Genomic DNA, 23,491 nt, shown 5'->3' with positions numbered 1-23,491 from the left:
CATAGAGAGGGAGAGGAAGGGCGAGAGGGGGAGTGGGTACGGCGAAATCTGCGCGATCGTCGGTCGACGTGCACTGACTGTCCGACTTTCGCTGGGGCGGAGCCAATCGGATGTGACGCCTGGTAGTCAAGTGAGCAACCAGTTGGAACCGGAGTCCACAAGCCGGTTCGGGGTGTGCCCGGCGCGTGTGATCCCCCTCGGTCGGTCCTGGGTAGTGTCTGAAGGATTGCCGGTGCGGAGGAGGAATGGAAGGGGAAAAGGGGCCTCCGGTTCCCTTTCGTGTCCCCGGTGCCCGGCCGAACCGTCATCAGGCAGCCTCGCCCGTCCTGCACCGAGGAGCGTGACGTGAACGAGTGGCTGATCTACCGAGGCACCGGACAACCGCACGACGGAGTCGACCGGCTCCCGGACCCGCCCGCCTGGCGCCGCTTCGACGGCGGCCCACTGATCCGGCCGCCGGCCGCCGCCGACACCGTCTCCACCCGGAGGCTCGGCCAGAGCCGCGCCTTCGCCGAGCACTACCGGCCGACCCCGGCCGAACTGGAGCTGGTCAACGCGGCGTTGTATCTGCGCCGACCGCTCCTCGTCACCGGCGAACCGGGCAGCGGCAAGAGCACACTCGCGCACGCCGTGGCCCATGAACTGGGGCTGGGCCGGGTACTGCACTGGCCCATCGTCAGCCGCACCCAACTCACCGACGGCCTCTACAAATACGACGCGTTGGGCCGCCTGCAGGACCTCCAGATCACCCGTCCGCGCGAACGCCCGGAGGCCGGCACGGTGTCGGTACCGCCCGGCCAACTGCCCCCGGAGGCACCCGACCTGCTCGCCCGGGGCATCGGCCGCTACCTCCAACTGGGCCCGCTCGGCACCGCGTTGCTCCCGACGGCACGACCCCGGGTACTCCTCGTGGACGAGCTGGACAAGAGCGACATCGACCTGCCCAACGACCTCCTCGGGGTCCTGGAGGAGGGCGAGTTCGGCATCCCCGAGCTGGAGAGGATCGCCGAACACCGCCCGGCGGTACGGGTCCGCGACCACGACGGTCGCTCCGTGGAGGTCCACGAGGGCAGGGTCCGCTGCCGTGCCTTCCCCTTCATCGTCCTCACCAGCAACGGTGAACGCGACTTTCCCGTACCGCTGTTGAGGCGCTGCGTCCACCTCCACCTGGAGCCCCCGGACGAGGACAGGCTCGCTGCGATGGTCCGCGCCCACTTCGGCGAGGACGCGGCCGAACAGCACGCCGACGTCATCGCCCGCTTCCTGGAACGCAGGCCCGGCGAACAACGAGCCGCCGACCAGCTCCTCAACGCCATCTACCTGACCCGCCACGCCCAGAACGAGGAACCGGGCACCCGTGCGCACCTCGCGGACCAACTCATGCGGCCGTTGAATCGGCCGGCGCGGTGAGTGGGGGTGGGGGGTCACTGGACCCGCTGGATTCGCTGGTCCGGCGTCTGAGGGAGGCGGGGGTCAGGGCGGGGGCCACTGAACTCGCGGATGCGCTCTGGCTGGCGGGGCGGATGGCCGAGGCGGAGAGCGGGGCCGGCGGCGAGGTAGGTGCCGGGCCTGGTGATGGGGTTGGTGACTACGGTGGCGACGGTCTCCCGTCCGACCGGGTGGACCGGCCGGTGGCTCCGCAACTTCTCGCGGTGGTGCGGGACGAGGGGGCCGAGGGAACGTACGGCGCGCCTGGCGCCGAGATCCTCGTACCGGTGGCTTCCGCCTTTCCGGGCCTGCTGTCCCTGGGGCACGCCCTGCGGCCCCTCCAGGGCAGGCCGGCGCCGGCCGGACCGCCGCGCCCCCGGACCGACGACGTCCTCGACGAGTCCCGAACCGCGCAGGCGAGCGCCGTCGGGGACTGTGCGCTGCCGGTCTTCCGGGCCGACCGGAGACGGCAGTCCCGGATGCAGCTGCTGGCCGACGACTCGCCGTCGATGGGCGCCTGGGAACGCACCCTGGAGGAACTGCGCCTCGCCTGCGAACAGTCCGGCGCCTTCCGGTCGGTGACCGTCCACCGGCTGCGCCCGCACCCCGACGGCGGAGTCGGCGTGCTGTGCCGGGCGGGCGGCAGCGAATGGCTCGCCCCGGCGGACGGTCTGCGCGACCCGAGCGGCCGGACCGTCACCCTGCTGCTCAGCGACTGCTCGGGCCCGCTGTGGCGGCACGGCGCCGCCCAGCGGCTGCTCCACCGGCGGCTGCGCACGGGCCCGCTGGCCGTCGTACAGCCACTGCCCGCCCGCCTGTGGCCGCAGACCCTGCTGCCCACCGAACCCGGCACCCTGTGGCGCACGGCGGGCCCCGGCGGGACGCTCGGCTTCCGGCCGTTCCGCGACCGGGGTCCCGTGGACGGCGGGGCGCTGCCGGTCCCCGTGCTGCCGCCTACCCCCGCCGCACTCGGCGGCTGGGCACGTTTGCTGTCGGAACGGTCGGCGGACACGCTGACGGCCTCCGTGGCCATGGTCGGGCCCGCGGACCCGGGAACGGCACCCGCTCCCCGCCCCGACCGCACCCCGGAACAGCTGGTCGAGGACTTCCGCACCACCGCCTCCCCGGCCGCCCGCCGCCTCGCGGTCTGCCTCTCGGCGGCGCCGCTGTCGTACCCCGTCATGCAACTCGTACAGCGCGCCCTGCTGCCCGGCACCGGCCCGGTCGAACTGGCCGAGGTGCTCTTCAGCGACCTGTTGGTGGAGGTGGCGGACGACAGCGACGGCCCCGGCCCCTGGTACGAATTCGCCCCGGGCGTAAGGGACTTGCTGCTTCGCCGACTGGAGCTGGACGAGGCCCGCGCGGTACTGGAACAGTGCTCGCGCTATCTGGAACGGGTGTGGGGAACGCGGGCCCGGAACTTCCCCGCGGTGGTGGTCGGCCACCTCTCGGGGACGACCGCCCGAACCGGGGTCGGCCACCCGGACGACACCGAGGAGACTCCCGGCCGACCGGTCCCGCAACCCTTCGCGGACGTACCCCGCAGGGTGCTGCGCAGATTCCAGCCGGGAGACGTCGACGCCACCCCGAACCCCACCTCCAGCCAATCGCAGTCGCAATCACTGGCCCTCCGGTTGGCCCGTACCCGCCTCGCCCGCTACGAACGGCAGGGCGGCATCCGCGACCTCTGGGACGCCGTACGCATCCTGCGCGCGACCGCGCCCGGCGCGGAAACGGCGGCACTCCTCGCCGAATGCCTGCTCGGCCTCTGGGACATCCACCGGGACCGCGCGGTGCTGCGGGAGGCCGAGGACACCGTCCGCGCGGCAGCGGACCCCGCCGGCTCACCGCCGGCCCGCGCGCACCTCGTCCTCGGCAGGGTCCTCCGGGCCCGCGCAGCGACCGAGCCCGACGACGAGGCGAGGGCCCGCGCACTGGCCGAGGCGGCCGAGAGCCTGGAGCGCGCCTACGCCCTGCTGCGCTCCGAGCCGGGCCCCCTGCTCGACGTCCTGCTCCACGTCGTCGAGGTCGTCCGCGCCCGCTACCGCCTCCTCGGTGACCGACGACTGCTGTACGGGGCCCAGGTACGGCTCGACGCCCTACTGGAGGGCTGGCCGGGCGAACACCCCCTGCCCGGAACGGCGTTGCTGGCACGCGGCGGACTACTGATGGAACTGTGCACCAACGCACGCGAGCGCGACTCGGCCGACGAGTCACGGGCCCTGGCCGTCCAGGCGGCAGCCGACTTCGAGTCGGCTGCGGCGTTGGCAGAGCGGGCGGGGGAACCGCCGGGGGTCGTCTGCCGGGCGCGGCTCGAACTGGCTGCGGCCCGGGCGATCGTGACGGGGGATCAGGGGGCGTCGGAGGTTGTCACGGCGCTGACCGAGGCACTGTGGGCCGCCGGATCAGGTGCGCACACGGGCGAGTTGAGGCTGCGCGCGCTCTGGCGGCTGGCGGAAGCCCACATCGCCCGCTGGACCCGCAGCGCCGAACCGGCCGAACTGGACACCGCCGACGGGTACTTCGCCCGGGCGCAGGCGCAGCTCAGCACCGACGATCCGCGGCGCCCGGAACTGCTGGCGGCGCGGGGCGGTGCGGCACTGAACCGGGCGGCCCACGCCGACGGCGTCGCGGGCGCCGACGTCGCCACGGACGCCGTACGCGTCCTGCGCGCCGCGCTCGCCCAGACCCCCGAGAGCGACCCGGCGCTGCCCGCCCGCCGACTCCTCTTCGCCCGCGCCCTGCACCGCCACCACGAACTCGGCGGCTCGCTCACCGACCTCCACGAGGCCGAGTGGATCCTGGCCCGCGCGGCCCGCGGCGCCCGGACGGGTGGGGACGCCCGGACGGAGGCGTTGGCGTGGCTGGAGCGGGGGGATGTGCTGCTGGCCCTGGCCCGCCCGCGGCCCAGTACCACGGAGTACGAGGACCGGGCCGCGGAGTCCTTCCGTCGGGCCGCCTCCGCGGCTGAGGCGTCCGACGACCTCCTCGTCATGGCCCGTGCCCTGCACCGGCGCGGCACGGTCCTGGAACGCACGGCGGGCCCGGCCCACGCTCTCGACGCGTACCGCGCCGCCTGGGCCGCCTGGCAGGGGGCGGGCGGCGACGAACGGCACCCGGAGGCCCGAACGACCCTGGAACGGATGCGGGCGCTGACGGCACGGTCGGTCGGTACAGGTTCGGCCTGATTCGATCGTTGTTTCGGTCATGTACCTCAGGCGGACCCGAAGAAAGGTTTCCGTGTGTTGCCCACACGGGTAATTGCCGATGGCCGACGTGCCTGGGAGGAGCACAGCATGTCGAATTGTGCGACCGATGAGCCGACCGCGTGGGATGAACCTCTGCCGGATCTCACGGGGGTCGAGTGGGGGGACTTGCGGGGGAGCGACGGTCATTCCGTGTTGAACGAGGTACTGGCGATGCTGATGGAGAGGACGACGACGGTGGCGTTCTACGACGATGCACCATGAACGTGACCGATTGACCCCGGAGTCCGACAGGAGACTTCGGTGCTCTCTTCCGGTCGCTCGGGCGCATTCGTTTTTCGTTGCGTCGGTGCGGGCATGCACGACCCAGGCAGGGAGGGGGCCGCATGCCTACATCGTTGCGAGGGTGCGCCGTGACCACGGTCGACGATCTCGATCCCGCGCCTTGGCCGGGAGCGGTACTGGACGTTCCGCGCCTGCGTCACGTCGGTCTGCGCCCGGTTCCGCTGCGCCAGTTCACGCTGAAGGTGCACACGCGCTGCAACCTGTCGTGTTCCTATTGTTACATTTACCATGGGTCTGACAGCTCCTGGCGTGACCACCCGCCCCGCGTTGCCTCTCGTGTCATGCGCCGTACTGCCCAGCGCATAGCCGAGCACGTGGTGACCCATGGGCTGGACGAGGTCCGCGTCGATCTGCACGGCGGCGAACCCCTGCTGTCGGGTCCGGCACTTCTGCTGGAGTACGTCGCCGCAATCCGTGCCGCGGTCCCCGCGAGCTGCCCGACACCGGCGACCGTGCAGACCAACGGCACTCTGCTCACGGAATCGGTCCTGGCCGAGTTGGGTGAGGCCGGGATCCGGATCGGCCTCAGCCTCGACGGCGGCACGCATGCACTCAACCGACGCCGGGTGGACCACGTGGGCCGCGCGTCGTGGCCGGCGGCGGAGCGGGCGGCCAGGCTGCTGGCCAGGCATCCGGACTCGTACGCCGGACTGTTGTGCACCGTCGACATCGGGCAGGACCCGGTCGAGGTGTACCGCTCGCTCGTCGCGCTGGGGCCGCCCGCCCTCGATCTGCTGTTGCCGCACGCCAATTGGTCCGCCCCGCCGCCGGGACTGCCGGTGCGTGCTCCGGAGGCCGCCCGGACCGGGACCCGGGGCGTGACGCCGTACGGTGACTGGCTGGCCGCCGTGTTCGACCGGTGGTGGGAGGACGGCCGTGGTGCCGAACGGCCGCCGCGGATCCGCCTGTTCGCCGAGATCATCGCTTTGCTGGTCGGCGGAGCCAGCGCGACGGAAGCGGTAGGGCTGTCGCCGGCGGGTGCCGTCGTGATCGAGACGGACGGTTGCATCGAGCAGCTCGACTCGCTGAAGCAGGCGTACCAAGGGGCGGTCGTGACCGGCCTCGATGTGTTCCACAACTCCTTCGACGAGGCCTTGGACCACCCCGGGATGGCTGCTCGCCAGCTCGGCGAGGCCGCCCTTTCCGCTGTGTGCCGGACCTGCCCGGTCATGCGGGTGTGCGGCGGAGGCAATTACGCGCACCGCTACCGGGAAGGCAGCGGCTTTCGCCATCCGAGCGTGTACTGCAGGGACCTCGAGCGCCTGATCAGGCATGTCGCGAACCACCTTGGCGAGGCGGCCAAGGAATTCGGCAGACCGGCCAAACGGGTGAACCATTCACCGTAAACGTCGCATAAAGGAATTCTGGGTGTGTTGTGCTATCACTTGTCAAATATTGTCGCTTTGTCGAGAAGCTCACTATTACTTTAAGGGGATGGTCATATGGTGGACCGGCGTGACGGAGCCGGATCGCGAAACCACTATGTGATCAGTTATGCGGGGTTCAATCGCCCGTGGGCGAGTTGGATCTCGCATCAGCTCGAACAGTTGGGCCACCGGACAACGCTGCTGCGCTGGGACCCGCCGGTGAGTATTTCCTTGGCCGAGGCCCTGTGCGGCCTGTTGGAGGCCCCCGGTCGCGTTCTGCTCGTGCTGGACGACTGGTACTTCAATCTCGGGCCGCGTACCGACGCCGAATGGACGGCGGCCCTGCGGGAGGTCGTCCCGGAGCACGAGGACCGGTTCGCAGCAGTGAGTGTGGCCACCCGCGCCGTCCCGCCGGGTGGCGAGCGCCTGCAGCCCGTGGACCTGCGTGATCTCGAAGCGGGGGAGGCCCGGCGGCGGATCCTGGTCCGCCTGGGTCTGCCGACCAGTGGTGCGGCGGTCGACAGTGACAGCGCTCCGCGGTTTCCCAACGACCCGCCGGCAGTGGTGAACACCCCGCGTCGGAATCTCCGTTTCACCGGCCGTGAACGGGCGTTGGACGAACTGCACTCTCTGCTGAACCAGGGCGGGGACGGATTTTCGCGTGTCGCTCTCCGCGGAATCTCGGGAGTGGGGAAAAGCCAGATCGCGATCGAGTACGCGCACCGGTTCGGAAACGACTACGACGTGGTGTGGTTCGTCAGCGCCGGATTCCGTGCCACGGCCCGCGAGCAGTTCGCCGACCTCGCACCCCGGTTGGACCTCTGGGTCGGTGTGGAGCCGGGCGAGCGCATCCGTGCCGTGCACGAGGCGCTGCGCATCGGCAAGCCGCACCGCCGCTGGCTGGTGATCTTCGACAGTGCGGACGACATGGCGCAGGTTGAGGATCTGCTGCCGGAAGGCAACGGCCATGTCCTGGTCACCACGCTGACTCAAGACTGGGCGACGTCGGGCAGCCTCAGCGAGATCCAGGTTCTGCCGTTCATCCGTGAGGAATCGGTCGCCTACGTCCGCCGCCGGGCTCCGCGCCTCTCGGAGCAGGATGCCGACCAGTTGGCGGAGGCTGTGCAGGATCTGCCTTTACTGCTGGCGCAGACGGCCGCCTGGCTGGAGGCCAACAGGATGCCCGCCAAGGACTACATCGACCTGATCGGCAAGGGCGGCGCCAGTCGGATCGGCATTCGTATCTCGGACGACTACCCCATGGGTTTCCAGACGAGCTGGTCGATAACTCTCAATACTCTCAAGGAAAACTTCCCGGAGGCGTTCGAACTGCTTTGGCTGTTCGCGCTCTTCTCGCCGGACGCCATTCCTGTGCGACTGATCCAGACCGCGCATCCCTCCGACCTCCCCGAGCATCTTGCCTCGCTCGCGGCCGAACCGTTCCGCTGGTATTCGGCGCTGCAACGACTGTCGGAGTGCACGGCGGTTCAACTTTCCTACGAGAGTTCAACAGAGGGCGAACTCCACGTGGGTGGCGCGAGCATGCACCGGCTCTATCACGACTTCCTTTACAGCACTCTGCCGGAGGAGCGCCGGGAGGCGATGTCCTTGGTCGCCTGTGAGGTGTTGGCCGGCGTGGACCCGCGGCGCCCCCGTGATGCCCCGGCTTGGCCCCGCTACGCGGAACTGCTTCCGCAACTGCATTTCGCCGGAGCCCTCGGCAGTAATAAGCCGGTGGTGCGCAGGATGGTCCTCAACTGCATCGACTATCTGCGGGCACGTGGCGAAGCCGGAGACGGGCTCGAGTTGTGCCAACAGACCCTGGCCCGTTGGCGAAGCCGCCTGGATCAGGATGATCCGGATTTGCTGGAATTGACTCATCAGCATGCCAACATGCTGCGTCGCATCGGCAGTTACCGTGAGGCGGAGGCGGTCGGGCGAGCCGAGGTGAGCAGGCTCTCCGAGACAAGGCCGTCCGACGATCCCGGCCTCATCCGCGCGAAGGACGGCTTGGGGGGCACCCTGCTTGCCCTGGGCGAATATCGGGAGGCCCATGAGCTGTTCCAGCCGTCTCACACCAAGTCCGCCGACACGGCTTCGGACACCAATCACGGAATCAGCCTGGCGCTACTGGGTCGATATCAGGAGGCATGCGACTGGCACTACAAGGTCCTTCAAGCGCGAGAGGAGGGTCTGCCGCCGGAGCACTCAAGGATCCCGCTCTCAAGGCTGTACTACGCTTGGACTCTTCGCCTCCTCGGTCGATATGGAGAGGCCAAGGTCCGGCAGCAGAGCAATCTCGCGGATCTTCGGCGGACCTTGGGCGAATGGCACCCGCATTCTCTCCTCGCGGAACACAATCTCGCACTGTGCCTGCGTCGCGCCGGGGACCTCGAAGGCGCGAAGGCAGCCATGAAGGGCCTCGTGGAACGCACTAGTCGCAAGTATGCATCGCGGCACCCCGACACCCTGCACGTCCTGGCGGACTTCGCCACCTTCCAGCGTGAGCACGGTGATCTGGACCAGGCCCGAGAACTGGCCGGCGAAGTGGCCGGCGGCTATCACGATCTGGTGGGGCCCGGCCACCCCTTCACTATCGGGGCGAAGGGCAACATTGGCCTCGTCCTGTGGAAGTACGCCGAGCGTGCGCAGGCGCTGCGGATCGCGGAGACCGCCTGGCACGAGATGACCGCCGCAGTCGGTGCGGATCACCCCTGGACACTGGGCTGTGCCCTCAATCTGTCCGGCGCCCGCAACTACGCCGGGGACGAGGAGAGCGCCGTGCGACTCAGTGGGGAGACCCTGGAGCGTGCCACAGTCGTTCTCGGCGCGAACCATCCCATGACCCTGTCGTGCAAAGCCGCACTCTCCGCGGATCTGCGGTCGCTGCGCCGTGACAAGGAAGCCGCGGTACTGGAGGAGGACGCGCTACGGAAGCTCACGGAGAAGTTCGGATCCGGCCATCCTCATACCAAAGCCGTGGGGAGGCGCGATCGTCCGTACTGGGACTTCGAACCGCAGCCGACGTGACTGCCCGAACAGGTTCTCGGTGGTATTCGATTGACTCGATTGGCCTCCCGTGAGTCGTGTGACACACCGTCGCCAAAGCTGCTAGCCTCGCGCCTCTGACATGCGTGGAAATCGCGCGCGGACCATCCCACCTGGAGAAGGCTTGCCTGTTCCTCAGGGCGTGGCGCCTTCTCCGGGGGCCCAGCGTCGAATCGCCCAGCCGTTGCCGGACTTCGACGGTCGGGATCTGGCCATGCTGGCAGCGAGGGCTGGACATCCGGTTCTCGCCGAGCTGGCCGAGACATTTCGTCGGCGGACCGGATCCTCGACCCCGGGCGCGTTCTACGATGACTCGCCCTATGTCCCGACAGAGCAGCAGTCTCACCTCCGGTGACCGTTGCGCCGCCCCCGTGGCCGGTGCGGGGCCTCGACGTCGACGCGGTCCGGTGTGCCACCGGTGCTCTCCCCACCCCCTTCCGGCAGTTCGTGCTGAAGGTGCACAGCCGCTGCAATCTCGCCTGCACCTACTGCTACGTCTACGAGGGCCCCGACCAGAGCTGGAGTGAGCGCCCCCGGTCAGTGCCGGACGAGGTGGTGGCCGCCGCCGCCCGGCGCATCGCCGAGCATGCCGCGACCCATGGGCTGCGCGACGTACACGTCAATCTGCACGGCGGTGAGCCGTTGCTCTCAGGCCCGGGGCCGCTCGTGCGGTATGTGGGCGCGGTGCGGCGGGCCGTGGCCGAGCAGGCCGGGCCGTCATGTCGGGTGCATGTCAGTATGCAGACGAACGGGACCCTGCTCACCGACGCCGTCGTCAGTGAACTGGCCGGGGCCGGCATCAAGATCGGGGTGAGTCTCGACGGTGGGCTCGCCCGGCACAACAGTCGGCGCGTCGACCGCCGGGGGCGGCCTGCCTGGCCCGCCGCCACTCGGGGGCTTCGGGTTCTCGCGCGGCACGCGGACTCGTACGCAGGGATTCTCTGCACCATCGACCCGGCGACGGACCCCGTCGAGGTGTACGAGTCGCTGCTGGAGTTCGCGCCGCCGAGCCTCGATCTGCTGCTGCCGCACGCCAATTGGTCCGCTCCGCCGCCCGGTGCCGATACCGGTGGCTCCGAACCGTACGGCCGGTGGCTGGCCGCTGTCTTCGACCAGTGGTTCGACGCCGAGCGGGTGCGTACGACCATTCGGCTCTTCACCGAGATCATCGGTCTGCTCATGGGGTTGCCCAGCGCCACCGAGGCGGTCGGGACCTCGCCTGTTGTGGCGGTCGTCGTCGACACTGACGGCGCGATCGAACAGGTCGACTCGCTCAAGACCACCTACGCGGGGGCTCCCGCCACCGGACTCGATGTCTTTCGGCACACCTTTGACCTGGCGCTCGACCATCCCGGTATCGCCGCGCGTCAGCTGGGCCCCGCCGTGCTCTCGCGGATGTGCCGGGACTGCGCGCTCGTCGAGGTGTGCGGGGGTGGGAACTACGCCCACAGATTCCGGGCCGACACCGGGTTCCAGAACCCATCCGTCTACTGTCGGGACCTCGAACATCTCATCAGGCACATCGCCGGGCGGATCAGTTCGGTTGTCGGGAACACACAATTGCGGGAGGACTGAGCCGCCGTCAGAATCCCCTTAGCACTGGGGGACTTGGGGGGCGGGGGCTTGAGCAAGGTGTTCATCAGCCACAGCACGCGCGGCGACTCCTACGCCACAGCGGTGCGCTCACAGGTCGTCCACGGGCTGCGCGAGCGCGGATATGACGTCCTTGTCGACGCGGACGGGCTGTTACCCGGGGAGCAGTGGCATCCACGGCTCTACGAGTGGCTGTTGGAGTGCCGGGCCGCGGTCGTCCTGCTCAACCGGGCCGCGCTCACGTCCTTCTGGGTGCACCGGGAAGTCGACATCCTGATGTGGCGGCACCACTTCAACAGGTCGTTCCTCGTCCTTCCCGCACCGGTCGGCGATGTGACCCCGGAGGACATGAGCACCGCAGGGTTCGATGACCTGATGTCCCTCCAGCTCGTACAGCGGGCCGAAGCGGGCGACTCCGAGACGCGGCAGGCGGATCCCGCTGAGACCGCCGCGGTCATCGTGCAGGCGTTCCCGCCGCTGCCCGCCCTGCCCGACGACGACGATCCCGTACGGCGCTGGGCCGAGGACATCACCGCGCAGCTGAGCCAGGTGCGTACGATGAGCCGGCTCGCGCGGATGGGACGTGCTCTCGGGATGCAGGACCGGCATCTGGCCGGGGCCCCGGTCACGGACGTCAGCTGTGGATTCCTCGCCGCGCAGATGCTGCACACGCACGACGCGGTGGCGCTGCGCAACGCCGTCGGGGAGATCGCTAGGCACATGGACAGTACGGCTCTCGACCAGCTCGTCCAACTGGTGCTGCCGGTCTGGATCGACGCTACCTCCGCCCGGCACGTGCTGCCAGACGACGACGGCATTCGGCCCCGCACGGTCGTCCTCAGCGTGCGAAACCCGACCACGGGGGAGTACTACCTGGGTCGGGCCTTCTGCATGGACCACAGCCGCTACTGGCCGATCGTCGTGACCGCGCCGCCGCCGGGCGAGGAGGACCCTGAGGAAGAGCTGCGGTACCGGTGCGAGCGGACCATCAGGGCCCGGTTCGGGATGACCGACCGGGAACCGCTGGCGAGCGCCCCGCAGCTGCCGAACTGCGACACGTACGTCGTGATCTTCGCCGAGCACTGTTCCTTGGACGAGGCGGAGCGCGTGGTCGACTGGCTGCACGGGCAGATTTCCTGGCTGCACATTCTTCTCATCCCCCGCGACGAGCTGACGGACGACGACCCCAGACCCGGGCGGCTGGCCGGCGCCGCGCTGCTAGTGCCGCCCTTCGGGGCCCACGACGAGCGGATCGCGATCAGGGTCGCCTACGGGATGCTCAACGACTGGAGCCACGGCAGGGGCGGGGACGGGGACAGGCCGGGGCGCCCCCGGGGAAAGGGATGAGCCCGATGACGGAGCACCTGAGTCCCGAGGACTGGTTCCGCAGTCCCGACCGGGGGGACGGCGAGATCTATGTGATGTCCCCGCGCATCGAGGAAGCGGTCATGGTGGCCCTCGCCACCGGCCGCCCGCTGCTGCTGCGCGGCAGGCCCGGGTCCGGCAAGTCGTCCCTGGCGCCCTTCATCGCCCGCCAGCGCGGCTGGCGTTACTACGACCACGTCATCACCTACGGCACCCGGTCGACCGAACTGCTGTGGCGCTACGACAGTGTGCGCAGGCTCGCCGACGCGCAGGCCCACAGGCAAGGGGCCGTCGGCCTCGATGACGCCTCCTATGTCGAACCCGGTGTGCTGTGGTGGGCGTTGGCGCCCGGGTCTGCGCGGCGGCGGGGGCGGGCAGCGGGGCAGGCGGCCCCCGGGGCGGAGTGCCCGGACCCCTCCGCGGACGTCAATGTCGGACGCAGTCCCGACCATGCCGTCGTACTCATCGACGAGATCGACAAGGCCGATCCCGACGTGCCCAACAGCCTTCTGGTGCCGCTGGGTTCGCACCGGTTCACCGTGGTGGAGACCGGTACCGAGGTGCGGTTGGAGCAGCCCGTCGGGGAGGTGGACCCGCGGTTCTCCCGGTATCTGGTCGTCATCACCACGAACGACGAGCGTGAGCTTCCGCAGGCGTTCCTGAGGCGGTGTGTCGTGGAGACGTTGCCCGATCACGATGTGCCGAGCCTGGTGCGGATCGCCGAGGAACATATGAAGACCTGGCACGGGAGCGCCGGAGACGGCGAGTTGCGGTTGGCGGAGGCGCTCGCCGTGGAGCTGGGCAAAGTGCGGGAACAGGCCATGACGATCGGATTGCGCGAACCCAGCACCGCCGAGTTCCTCGACGCGTTGCGGGCCTGCCTCACGCTCGGGATCACGCTCGGCAGCGAACGCTGGGAGTGGCTGAAGAACTGCGTCCTGATCAAGCGTCAGCAGATCGCGGGGGACGAGTGGTGAGGCCGGTAACGCGCGAGATCTGGCTTGGTGACGTCGCCCGTGCCGCCACCACCCTCGGTGTGACCGACGTGGTCGGCTGGGAACGCGTGGCCGCCCTCCTCGGCCTCGGCCCGGGCACCGAGCCCACGCCTCTCGCCGAACCGCCGGCGGACGGGACGACACCACCCCCGCCGGCGCCCGCTACGGGACGGACCGGCCCGTCGGACGAAGGAGACCCTCGGCCGTACGTCGAACCCCCTGATGCCGCCCGGCCCCGGCGTGGGGACGAGGAGCCGACCTTGCTCGTCCCAGTCGGCCACCGTCCGCCCCGCCGCACGGGCTGGGCCGTCGACCCGCTGCCCGCCCCACGCTCCACCCCCACCGCCGAGGACGGTACGCCTCCGCACCCGCCCCTCCTCGCGCCCCGCTCCACCGCCGCCGTGCTCCACGCGGCCCTCGCCCGCGTCACGTCCGAGGGCGACCTTGATGTCGAACGGGCCGCGGACCATCTCGCCCGGGGACTGCCCCTCGCGGAGATCCCGCGCCGCCCCCTGCCCACCCTGCGCTACGGCGTGCAGATCCTCGCCGACATCTCCGCCTCGATGGAACCCTTCGCCCGGGATGTCGAGGACGTCATCGACCAGGTCCGCAGCCTCGTCGGGGTCGCCGGGACACGAGTACTGCGTTTCTCCGACTGCCCCTCCCGCGGTGTCGGCGCCGGCCCGCGCGGCACCTGGCGGCCCTACCAGCCACCCCAGCACGGCACCCGGGTACTGCTGCTGTCCGGCCTTGGCAAGGTCGGACCGGTGTTCGACCCGCACCGCGGCACGGAGCGCGAATGGCGGGAGATCCTCCTCCGGATCAGGCAGCACGGCTGCGACACGGTGGCCCTCGTGCCGCTTCCCGAGCGACTCTGGCCGGCCTGGTGGCAGTCCCGGATGCGAGTGGTGGCCTGGGACCGCGGGACTACCGTGGGGCGAGTCGTCGGAGGCCTGCGTTGAGGAGGCCAACGGTCCGGGGCCGAGAGCGGGGTGGCATCCCATGAGCCCCCCGGCCCGGCAGGGCCATGAACTCGCCGTCCTGCTCAGTGTCGCCAGCCGGATCGAGCCCGAGCTGATGCGCGCGGTACGGATCGCGGTGGCTCCTTTGCTCGACGTGTCGGCCGAGGTCGACCTGTGGTTCGGCAACCTCGTGGAGCGACGTGGATACGGCTATGTCTCGCTGCGCGCCGACCTGTTGCCCTCACTGCGCACCGAACTCGCCGACCGGCTGGCCGGTTCGCCGTCCGGGGCGCCCGTGCACCGCTTGTGGTCGGTGATGGAACGCCTGCACAAGGACCGCTCGCCGGCCCTGTTCGCCGAGGAGTGGGCCACCTGGCTCGCGATCCGGGACGGAGCCGATGCCGACCTGGCCATCGAACGCGCGCTGCGACCCGCGCTGCGGGCCCTGGTCGAGCAGGGTCGGGACGGGGTCGCCCGCTGGTTCGCCGGTGCCTGGCCGCGGCTGCCCGAGCCGGTCCGCCGTACGACCACTGCCTGGCAGCTCGCCACGGTCACCAGCGCGCGGCTGTCCGGGGTGATCCTCCGCCCCGAACTGCCGGAACGGCTCACCGTGACCGACATCGGGCTGATCGCGGCCCGACTGCCCCGGGTCTCGCTCCGGGTGCGCCGGTGCGGACCGGACCTGTTGCTCGGCGAACGGGCTGACGGCGTGGGCGGGTTCACCGTCGAGGTTCCGGACACCGACCCCAGGGTGCTTGATCTGCTCGACGACCCGCTGCCACGCACCCTGCTGGTGAGCCGGGGAGCCACCGCCACCGAGCGCGTCGGCTGGGGGCCGGTACGGCTGCTCACGGCCGACGGCGCCGTCTACGCGGTGCCCGCTCCCAGCCCGGTGCCCGAACGCCCGGTCCGGCTGCGAAGGCCCGCCGCGCCCGAACGGCGGATCACCGTCGCTCACACTGGTGCCAGCCAGGCCTGGGGCGCCTGGGTCGCCGACCATGCGGAGAACGCCGGATTCGGCGTGACCGCGGAGTCGTGGCACCCGGACTCGGGGCGGACGCTGTGGGACGAACTCGGCGGACTCCTGCAGGGCCCCGGCAGGACCTTGCTCGTACTGGGCGACACCGACTGCCGGTTCGGCGGACGCGGTGACGACGAGTGGAACGCCGCATTGCCCGAGGCCGCCGCCGACTGGCCGGGCCGGCTCGCCGCGGTGCTCGTCGGCGCGGGTGAACGGCCCGCCGCCGTCGGGGCGTTGCCGCTGGCCGACCTGCGCGGGGTCGACGAACGTGAGGCCGTACGCCGCCTGTTCACCCTCCTCGGTACGCCGCTGACGGGCACCGGCACCAGAAGCGGCGACCGCCCCACCGTCGACCTCCGGTTCCCCGGCATCTCACCCGCCGTCTCCAATGCCCCGCCCCGCAACCCCCGGTTCACGGGCCGCGAAGCCCTGCTGGCCCGCACCCGGCAGACCCTGCTCTCCTCCGGTCCCGAACCGGGCGCGGGGGACCGCCACCGCTGTGTGCTGCTCGGCCCGTCCGGCACGGGCAAGACACAGACGGTCACCGAGTACGTACACCGGTACGGCAGCGAATACGACGTGGTGTGGTGGATCAGCGCGGGTTTCCAAGGCACGGCCCGCGAACAACTCGCCGAGCTGGCACCGAGGTTGAGACTCACCGCCGGGGAGGACATCGGCAACCGGATCCGCGCGGTGCAGGCCGCGCTGCGGGTCGGGCAGCCGTACCACCGCTGGTTGCTGGTGCTGGACCGGGCCGACGACATGACCGAGATCGAGGATCTGCTGCCGGAGGGCGCCGGGCACGTCCTCATCACGTCCAACAGCCGGGCCTGGGCCGACAACGAACGCGTCCACCGCATCGATGTGCCCCCCTTCTTCCGCGCGGAGTCGATCGCGTACACCAGAAGCCGTGTCCCCCGGCTGAACCTCGCCGAGGCCGATCTGCTCGCGGAGGCGGTGCAGGATCTGCCGCTGCTGCTGTCGCATATGGCGGCCTGGCTGGATGCCAATCCCATGCCCGTCGCCGAGTATCTGGAACTCGTCCACAACGGCCACTCCGGCCGGCTGGACCAGCCTGTCGCGGGCAGTGGCTCGGCCGGGTATCCGCAGGCGTTGGAGAGCAGTTGGTCGATCACTCTCGCGTCGCTCCAGGACCACCATCCCGCCATCGCCGAGCTCCTGAAGCTCTTCACCTGCTTCTCGCCGGACGCCGTGCCGGTGGGCCTGCTGTGGAAGGGGCGGCAGGTCGATCTGCCACCCCGTATCGCCGCGCTGGCGGCCGACCGACAGGCGTGGGACGCGGCCCTGTTGCGGCTGGCTGAGACATCGGCGGTGCGGTTGGTGTTCGGGGAGGACGGGGTGGAGCGGGCCGAGATGCACAGCCTCTACCACTCCCTGCTGCGGGAGGGCCTTGGCGAGGACGAGCGCGACCTGTTCTCCCAGATCGCCTGCGAGACACTGGCGGCGGCGGTACCCGACGACCCCTCCGACGCCGAAACCTGGTCACGCTATGCCGAGTTGATTCCGCACCTGGAGATCTCGGGGGCCTTGAACAGTACCCGGGACGAGGTGTCCAAACTGGTGCTGAACTGCGTCGATTACCTGAAGAACCGGGGGGAGGCACGCACCGGGCTGCGGCTGTGCGAGCTGACCATGGCGCGATGGCACAGCCGGATTGCGCAGGACAGCGACCCGATGCTCGTCCTCACGCATCAGCACGCGAACATGCTTCGGAGGATGGGGCGTTACCAGGAGGCGGAGGCGGTGGGGCGGGCGGTCACGGACCGATTGTCCGACCGCCGACCGGCCGACGACCCCGCACTGCTCCGGGCCAAGAACGGGCTAGGGGGCACGCTGGTCGCCCTGGGCGTGTACCGCGAGGCGTACAACCTGTTTAGCGATGCGTACCGGCTGTACGGCCCGGTCGACGAGGTGCAGGGCAACCGGGCCCTGTCCAATCTCGCCAACGCTGCCGCCCTGCTCGGCCGGTACCAGGAATCCTTCGAAAAATGCACCGCCCTCGCCCTGCGGCGGGGGCAGATCGATCGGCTCCACCCCCGGAGGCTCGACACCGAGATGCGCTGCTGCTGGACACTGCGTCTGCTCGGCCGCTACACCGAGGCCCTCGACCGGCAGGCCGCAAACGTACGGGACTACCACGATGTCATGGGCCGATACAGCGTCAACTCCATGATCGCCGAGCACAACCACGCCCTGTGTCTGCGACGGTCGGGCCAGCTGTCCCGCGCGGACGAGCTGATGCGGGCAGTCGTCGAGCTGGCCCGTCAGCTGCACGGGCCACGCCATCCGGCGGCGCTCTTCGTGGTGGCGGACTACGCCTCCCTGCTGCTGGAACAGCACGATGCGGACCGCGCGTGGACCCTCGCGGACACCGTTGCCCGGGACTACGCGGACCTGCTCGGAGACGACCATCCGTTCTCCGTGGGCACGGCAGGCAACGTCGGCCTGACGCTCTGGGAGTCGGGCGACCGGGACGAGGCGCTCCGCATCGCCGAACAGGCACAGCGCGGCATGGTCGCCGCGATGGGCACCGATCACCCCTGGTCGCTGGGGTGCGCACTGAATGTCTCCGGTGCCCGCAGTCTGGCCGGGGACCACGAAGGCGCCGCCCGCCGCAGCAAGGACGCCATGGAACGCACGGCTCGTGCCCTCGGAGGCACCCATCCGCTGACCCTGATGTGCAAAGCGGCACTCGCCGCCGACCTACGCGCCCTCCGCCAGACCGACGCCGCCGACCGCCTGGAGCGGGAGACGCTCGGGCAGCTCGTCGAGGCGCTGGGGCCGGACAGCCCGTTCACCCTGGCGATGCGCCAGGGTGAACGGCCCTACTGGGACTTCGAACCGCAGCCGGAGTGACCTCGGCCTCGGTCACGGGGTCACTGCCCCCTACAGCTGCCGAACCCCCGTCACCCTTACGGCTTTCGGGCCACCGCCCCATACATGGCGATGTCCTCGTCCCTGATCCCCTCGCCGCTCGTCTCGTCCGGGTGCCACTTGTGGACCTGGACGATGCCCGGCTCGACCAGCTCCAGGCCCTCGAAGAACTCCTCGGCCTCCGGGAACGTCCGCAGGCGCATCGGCATGTTGCGGGCCTTGTACTCGCGGGCGACCCGGCCCACCTCCTCCGGGGCGAACTCGGCGGTGCCGATGGACATCGCCAGGTAGCTGCCCGAGGGGAGGGGGTCGAGGAGGCGGCGGACGATGCCCACCGCGTCGTCCTCGTCCAGGACGAAGTGGACGATCGCGATCACCGTGAGCGCGACCGGTTTGGTCAGGTCGAGGGTCTCCCGGAAGTCCGGGGAGTCGAGGATGGCCTCCGGGTGCTGGAAGTCGGCCTCGATGTACGCCGTCCGGCCCTCCGGCGTGCTGGCCAGCAGGCCCTGGGAGAGGGTGAGGACGATCGGGTCGTTGTCGACGTAGACCACCCGGGACTCGGGGGCCACCGACTGGGCGATCTCGTGCAGGTTGGGGGAGGTCGGGATGCCGGTGCCTATGTCGAGGAACTGGCGGATGCCCGCTTCCTTGGCCAGATAGGCCACCGCTCGGTTCATCCAGTCGCGGTTGGCCTTCATGTGGATCGGCAGGGCGGGCCACTCGTGCGACATGGCGTCGCCCGCTTCCTTGTCGGCGGGGTAGTAGTCCTTACCGCCGAGGATGTAGTCGTAGATCCGCGCGGAGTGTGCGTTCTCCGTGTCGATCCGGTCGGCCGGCCATCCGTTGTCGGGCACGCCGCCCCTCCCATTCACGTGGTGAGTCTGAGTCAAGTCTCGGTAGAAACAAGGCAGTTCAGTACATCAGTGCAGTACATCATTTCTGTACATCAGTTCTGTACGGCAGTTCTGTTCGTCAGAGCAGGAAGTCTGCTGCACCCGCCTTCACACCGGCCAGGAAACTTGTCATCTCGTTCGGGGTGAAGACCAGGGCGGGGCTGTCGGGATCGGTCGACTGGCGGACGGCGACCCGGCCGTCGGCGAGCTTCATCACCTCGACGCAGGCGCCGCCCGCGTCGTCGCTCCACGGCTTGGACCAGCCCCGGGAGCCGAGTTCACGGGCGGGCATGCCGTTGCGTACGGAGCGGGTGTGTACGGGGTGGTGGGGGTGGGTGGGGTGGTGCATGTCAGAGCTCCTTGCGAATCGCACCGAGGAAGGCCTCGGTCTTTCTGGCGGGCGCCGACTGCGCGCCCAACCGGTCCAGGGCCTCGCGATAGACGACGACGTCGTCGGCCTTGTCGAGATACACCGCGCCGACCAGACCGCTCAGATAGACGATGTCCGGCAACTCGGGTGCCCTGAAACGGAAGAGATGGAACGCTCCGGCCCGCATCGCGGGATGCGGGCCGTTGCCGAACGGCATGATCTGCAAGGTCACATGAGGCAGCGCGTTCATCGCGATCAGATGGTCGATCTGCGCGCGCATCACCTCCGGACCGCCGACCGGCCACCGCAGCACGGTCTCGTCCATCACGATCCACACCCGCGGTGGTGCCTCGCGGGTCAGTAGTTCCTGCCGTCGCAGGCGCAGTGCCACCCGGCGGTCCGTCGCCTCCGAAGAGGCGTGCGGATTGCCGGCCCCCAGCAGTGCACGCGCGTAGTCCGCCGTCTGGAACAGGCCCGGCACAAACTGCGATTCGTACGCACGGACCTGCAACGCCGCCTGTTCCAGGCTCAGATACGCGGCGAACCAGTCGGGCAGTACGTCCCGGTAGTTGTGCCACCAGCCGCGCTTGTTGGCCTCGCGGACCGACTTGAGGAACGTGTCGATCTCCTGCTGGTCCGCCACCCCGTACGTCTGCAGCAGTTTCTCGACGTCCGGCAGGCGGAGCCGGGCCACCTTGGCGGCTTCCATCCTGCGGATCGTGGAGTGGCTGACGCCGATCGCCACACCCGCGTCCTCGTACGTGAGACCGGCGCGCGTCCGCAGCTCCTCCAGCTGTCTGCCGAGGATCATGCGCAGGACGGAGGGGGCGCCACCCCAGTCGGTCTCCGCGGTCACACCTACCCCCTCACACCGGGCTCAGGGTCGCAGTCTGTCACGATCATCATCGACGGGAGCAGCATGCACCGCACGAATTGCAATTTTCAACTTGCTGGTTGCGAGCCGTTGTTGTCAGGTGTCACAGTGTTCGTACCTTCCCGGAAACGGTGAACGACGAGTCTGAATGGCCCTGTTGGGGGAGAAGGGGCTACAACCTGCGCTTATTCGAGGCAGGTTGACCTACTCGTGGCTCGCATCGGGGTGGCGTCGCACCGGCCAGGGTGCGCAGGCAGACGAAAGGCGAACGGCGATGGCTCCGCCCTCCCTCCCCCAGCCACTCGGCCGACTGCCCAGGGACAGGCTCGCCGGCCCCTCCAAGTACTCTCACCAACACTCTCCGCAGTCGGGCATGTTCGCTTTGCCCGCGACTCCCGCCTCCGTGGGCGCGGCCCGCCGGAAGGTGCGCGAACTGCTCGGCGCCTGGAGCGTCGGCGACGACGCCGTCGACAACGCCCTCCTGGTGACCTCCGAACTCGTCACCAACGCCCTCACCCACACCGCCAGCGAGCGGATCGTGTGCCGGTTGCGCCTGTCCGCCGGGCGGCTGCACGTCGAGGTCGAGGACGAGAACCGCGGCGGGACCCTGCCGTACCAGCGCATGCCCGGCCCCGACGAACAGTGCGGACGCGGACTCCTGCTGGTCGGCATCCTGAGCAGCGACTGGGGCGTCCGCGACGCCCCGCACGGCTCCGGGCGCATCGTCTGGGCCGAACTCCCCGACGAGCACGCGGAGTTGACGGACAGCACCGCACCGACGTCCACGCCGCCGTCGCCGGTCGCGGCCTCGGCCTTGGCCTCCGTCGAGATCCCGGCTCCCGCCGACAGCGCGACCTCCGTGACCACCGAGCCCGCCGCCGCACCCGCTGCCCCCACACCCGCCACGCCCGACGCCCCGGCCCCGCTCAGACCCGCCCCCGTCTTACCCCCGACCCCACCCGCCGCCCACGCGGCACAGGTCGCCGCGCCGGCCCCCTGGCAGCCGCCGGCCCCGCACCGCACCCGGCCCGTCCCCCACTCGGCCGAAGGAACAGCCTCACATGGACCGTATGGACCGTATGGAACAACAGCGCCGCACCATTCCCCGTACTCCCGTTCCTGACCCGCGCCCCCACGGCCCGGTCACCCACCTCACGCTCCCGCCGCTCCACGCAGCCCCCGCGACAAAGCGAGGGCCCGGCGATATCCGCTACGGTTCGGCAGCGCACCAAAGGGGCGCGGGGCTGCAACATCTGCGGCTCCGCCGCGTTGGCGCGATCAACCACGACGGCGCCGCAGCGAACCCACAACACCTCCCGGCGCTTCCAGCGGAGCGCCTCGGCTGTGACGCCGTCGGCACACCCCGTGAGCATGGCCGGCGGATCATGGACAGCCTGCCCCGCGTCGGCTGTGTCTTCGCCGACGACCAGCGCTGGTGGTGGATCGTGCCGTCCGGCTCCCACATTGGAGTCACCTGGCCGCCGAGCACCCGTTACGTGGTCGGCGCGCAGCTCGCCGACCCGTCCTGGACGCGCACCCGACCGGCGTCCCCGTCCGTCCGGCCCCGGCTGATCCACAGCCCCGAGGGTGACTCCCCGTACACCCCGCCGATACCGCTGTACTTCCTCGCCTGCCGACTGGCCGGCAGCGTTCCCAGCTGGTCGCTGGGCACCGGCGGCTGATCCCGCCGACTCCCTTGCGGATCCCCTGAGGCGAAAGGCCTCGGGGGATCTTGACGGCACAAATGTTACCGGTAACATTTGTGCCGTCCCCGCACCGGCGCGAGGACGAGTCAGCCGCGTTCTCGACCACAGGTGACGGGAGTCCACGTGACCGATCAACCGACGGCACGACCGGCGGTCACCGAGCGACGGACATCCCCCATCGGCCCAGAGACCCCTGTCGGCCCAGCCACCCCCGTCTTCAGCCCCGCCGCCGTGGTCGCCTCCTGCGTCGGCTTCGTGCTGATCGGGGCCCTCCAGGCCCTGTACGGTCCGGCGATCCCGGCCCTCCGCGACGAGTTCGGGCTCTCCCCGTCGGCCGCCGGTCTCGGGCTGAGCGCCCACTTCGTCGGCGGGGTCGCCGGGGTGCTCCTCTTCGACCGGCTGTACGTCCGGATCGGCAACCGGCGCATCCTCGGCAGCTCGTACGTCCTGATGGCCGTCGGTGCGGCCGGCTTCGCGCTGGCGCCGAACTGGCCGGTCGCGCTGGCCGCCGCCCTGCTCGCCGGGCTCGGCTTCGGCGGTATCGACTACGGCCTCAACCAGCTCTTCGCGATCGGCTTCGGCAAGCGTTCGACGGCGATGCTGAACATCCTCAACGCCCACTTCGGCATCGGCGCGATCCTCGGCCCGGCGCTGATCGGCGCGGTCGGCTCGGAGCACTATCCGGCCGTTTTCCTCGCCTTCTCGCTCGCCAACCTGCCCCTGCTCCTGTGCCTTCGGGGCGTACGGGAACACGTACCGCAGCAGACCCCCGCACCCGAGTCCGGCGTCCCCGGCGGGCAGGTCCTCGCCCGCAGCCTGGGCTCCGTACTCGGCGTCTTCGTCACCCTCTATGTCCTGCACGTGGGCATCGAGGCGGGCGTCGGCGGGTGGGAGCCGACGCACCTGGAGACGGTCGGGTACGGCGCCGGAGCCGCCGCCACAGCCACCTCCGTGTACTGGCTGATGATGACGATCGGCCGGTTCCTGGTCGCGCCGCTCGCTCTGCGCCACTCCGCCCAGTCGATCATCGCGGTGTCCTGCGCCGGGATGACCGTCTGCCTGCTGCTGGCCGCGATACCCGGACTCGCCCCCTACGCCTACGCGGGCGTCGGCCTCTTCATCGCGCCCATCTTCCCCACCGGGCTGCCCTGGCTGAACCGGGCCGCCCCACGCGCCCGGAGAGCCGGTGCCGTGGTCATCGCCGCGTCGATGGCCGGGGGAGTGGCCGCGGGACCGGTGCTCGGCAAGGCCATCGAGTGGTCCGGCGTACGGGCCGTGCCGCTGCTGCTCAGCGGGGTCTCGGCGCTCTGTCTGGCCGCCACGGTCTGGCTGATCCGGGCGACCCGCACCCACTGACCCCCTCGCTCACCGACCACCACCCTCCAGCGGACCGGCTGGAGTCCACGACCCGAAGGGAAACCCC

Annotated in this window: 16 protein-coding genes; 13 read left to right on the top strand and 3 right to left on the bottom strand. The window is 70.2% G+C overall.

Annotation, left to right across the window (positions count from 1 at the left end; translation table 11 throughout):
- The first annotated feature begins 345 nt into the window (after positions 1-345).
- From LUX31_RS08560 to fxsT (LUX31_RS08515), 10 genes are all read left to right on the top strand, one after another.
- Positions 346-1,410 carry an AAA family ATPase gene (locus LUX31_RS08560; RefSeq protein ID WP_235474177.1) on the top strand — a complete coding sequence of 355 codons (1,065 nt, stop codon included), beginning with the start codon at positions 346-348 and terminating at the stop codon, positions 1,408-1,410.
- On the top strand, positions 1,407-4,616 hold the full coding sequence (locus LUX31_RS08555; protein WP_268828130.1) for an SAV_2336 N-terminal domain-related protein: 3,210 nt from the start codon (positions 1,407-1,409) through the stop codon (positions 4,614-4,616). The genes LUX31_RS08560 and LUX31_RS08555 overlap by 4 nt, the downstream gene beginning before the upstream one ends.
- Positions 4,617-4,724: 108 nt before the next feature.
- Complete coding sequence (locus LUX31_RS08550) at positions 4,725-4,898, top strand: YxD-tail cyclophane-containing RiPP peptide (RefSeq protein WP_235474175.1); 174 nt, start codon at positions 4,725-4,727, stop codon at positions 4,896-4,898.
- A 149-nt stretch (positions 4,899-5,047) separates the two neighbouring features.
- A complete protein-coding gene (locus tag LUX31_RS08545) occupies positions 5,048-6,325 on the top strand; it encodes an FxsB family cyclophane-forming radical SAM/SPASM peptide maturase (RefSeq protein ID WP_235474174.1) in 1,278 nt (425 codons plus the stop codon).
- A 96-nt stretch (positions 6,326-6,421) separates the two neighbouring features.
- Positions 6,422-9,376 (top strand): FxSxx-COOH system tetratricopeptide repeat protein, encoded by a 2,955-nt coding sequence (gene fxsT / locus LUX31_RS08540; RefSeq protein ID WP_235474173.1) that lies wholly within the window; start codon positions 6,422-6,424, stop codon positions 9,374-9,376.
- Positions 9,377-9,745: 369 nt separating this feature from the next.
- Positions 9,746-10,969, top strand: coding sequence for an FxsB family cyclophane-forming radical SAM/SPASM peptide maturase (locus LUX31_RS08535; RefSeq protein WP_235474172.1), 1,224 nt, complete (start codon positions 9,746-9,748; stop codon positions 10,967-10,969).
- A gap of 57 nt (positions 10,970-11,026) precedes the next feature.
- A complete protein-coding gene (locus LUX31_RS08530) occupies positions 11,027-12,334 on the top strand; it encodes a toll/interleukin-1 receptor domain-containing protein (protein WP_235479842.1) in 1,308 nt (435 codons plus the stop codon).
- Positions 12,335-12,339: 5 nt separating this feature from the next.
- Positions 12,340-13,329 (top strand): AAA family ATPase, encoded by a 990-nt coding sequence (locus LUX31_RS08525; protein ID WP_235474171.1) that lies wholly within the window; start codon positions 12,340-12,342, stop codon positions 13,327-13,329.
- Entirely contained in the window at positions 13,326-14,309 is a 984-nt protein-coding gene (locus tag LUX31_RS08520) for a hypothetical protein (protein ID WP_235474170.1), read from the top strand. Before LUX31_RS08525 ends, LUX31_RS08520 begins: the two co-directional genes overlap by 4 nt.
- Before the next feature lie 40 nt (positions 14,310-14,349).
- Complete coding sequence (gene fxsT, locus LUX31_RS08515) at positions 14,350-18,207, top strand: FxSxx-COOH system tetratricopeptide repeat protein (protein WP_235474169.1); 3,858 nt, start codon at positions 14,350-14,352, stop codon at positions 18,205-18,207.
- 56 nt (positions 18,208-18,263) lie between these two features.
- Here the strand turns inward: fxsT (LUX31_RS08515) and LUX31_RS08510 are convergent, their stop codons facing one another.
- The 3 genes from LUX31_RS08510 to LUX31_RS08500 form a co-directional block, all read right to left on the bottom strand.
- Positions 18,264-19,079, bottom strand: a complete 816-nt coding sequence (locus LUX31_RS08510; RefSeq protein ID WP_235474168.1) for an SAM-dependent methyltransferase — start codon at positions 19,077-19,079, stop codon at positions 18,264-18,266.
- Positions 19,080-19,197: 118 nt separating this feature from the next.
- Entirely contained in the window at positions 19,198-19,467 is a 270-nt protein-coding gene (locus LUX31_RS08505) for a DUF397 domain-containing protein (RefSeq protein ID WP_235474167.1), read from the bottom strand.
- 1 nt (position 19,468) lies between these two features.
- Entirely contained in the window at positions 19,469-20,344 is an 876-nt protein-coding gene (locus LUX31_RS08500; RefSeq protein WP_235474166.1) for a helix-turn-helix domain-containing protein, read from the bottom strand.
- A gap of 391 nt (positions 20,345-20,735) precedes the next feature.
- On the opposite strand from LUX31_RS08500, the gene LUX31_RS08495 reads away from it, so the two are divergent.
- The 3 genes from LUX31_RS08495 (at position 20,736) to LUX31_RS08485 (ending at position 23,424) form a co-directional block, all read left to right on the top strand.
- Entirely contained in the window at positions 20,736-21,485 is a 750-nt protein-coding gene (locus tag LUX31_RS08495; RefSeq protein ID WP_235474165.1) for an ATP-binding protein, read from the top strand.
- A 154-nt stretch (positions 21,486-21,639) separates the two neighbouring features.
- Positions 21,640-22,044, top strand: a complete 405-nt coding sequence (locus LUX31_RS08490; protein ID WP_235479841.1) for a hypothetical protein — start codon at positions 21,640-21,642, stop codon at positions 22,042-22,044.
- Between the two features lie 201 nt (positions 22,045-22,245).
- Entirely contained in the window at positions 22,246-23,424 is a 1,179-nt protein-coding gene (locus LUX31_RS08485; protein WP_235479840.1) for an MFS transporter, read from the top strand.
- Positions 23,425-23,491 lie beyond the last annotated feature (67 nt).

The sequence above is a fragment of the Streptomyces sp. GQFP genome (genome assembly GCF_021545335.1).
Classification (GTDB): Bacteria; Actinomycetota; Actinomycetes; order Streptomycetales; family Streptomycetaceae; genus Streptomyces.
Note: the sequence above shows the minus strand (reverse complement) of the source record. Positions and strands in the feature narration are given on the sequence as shown.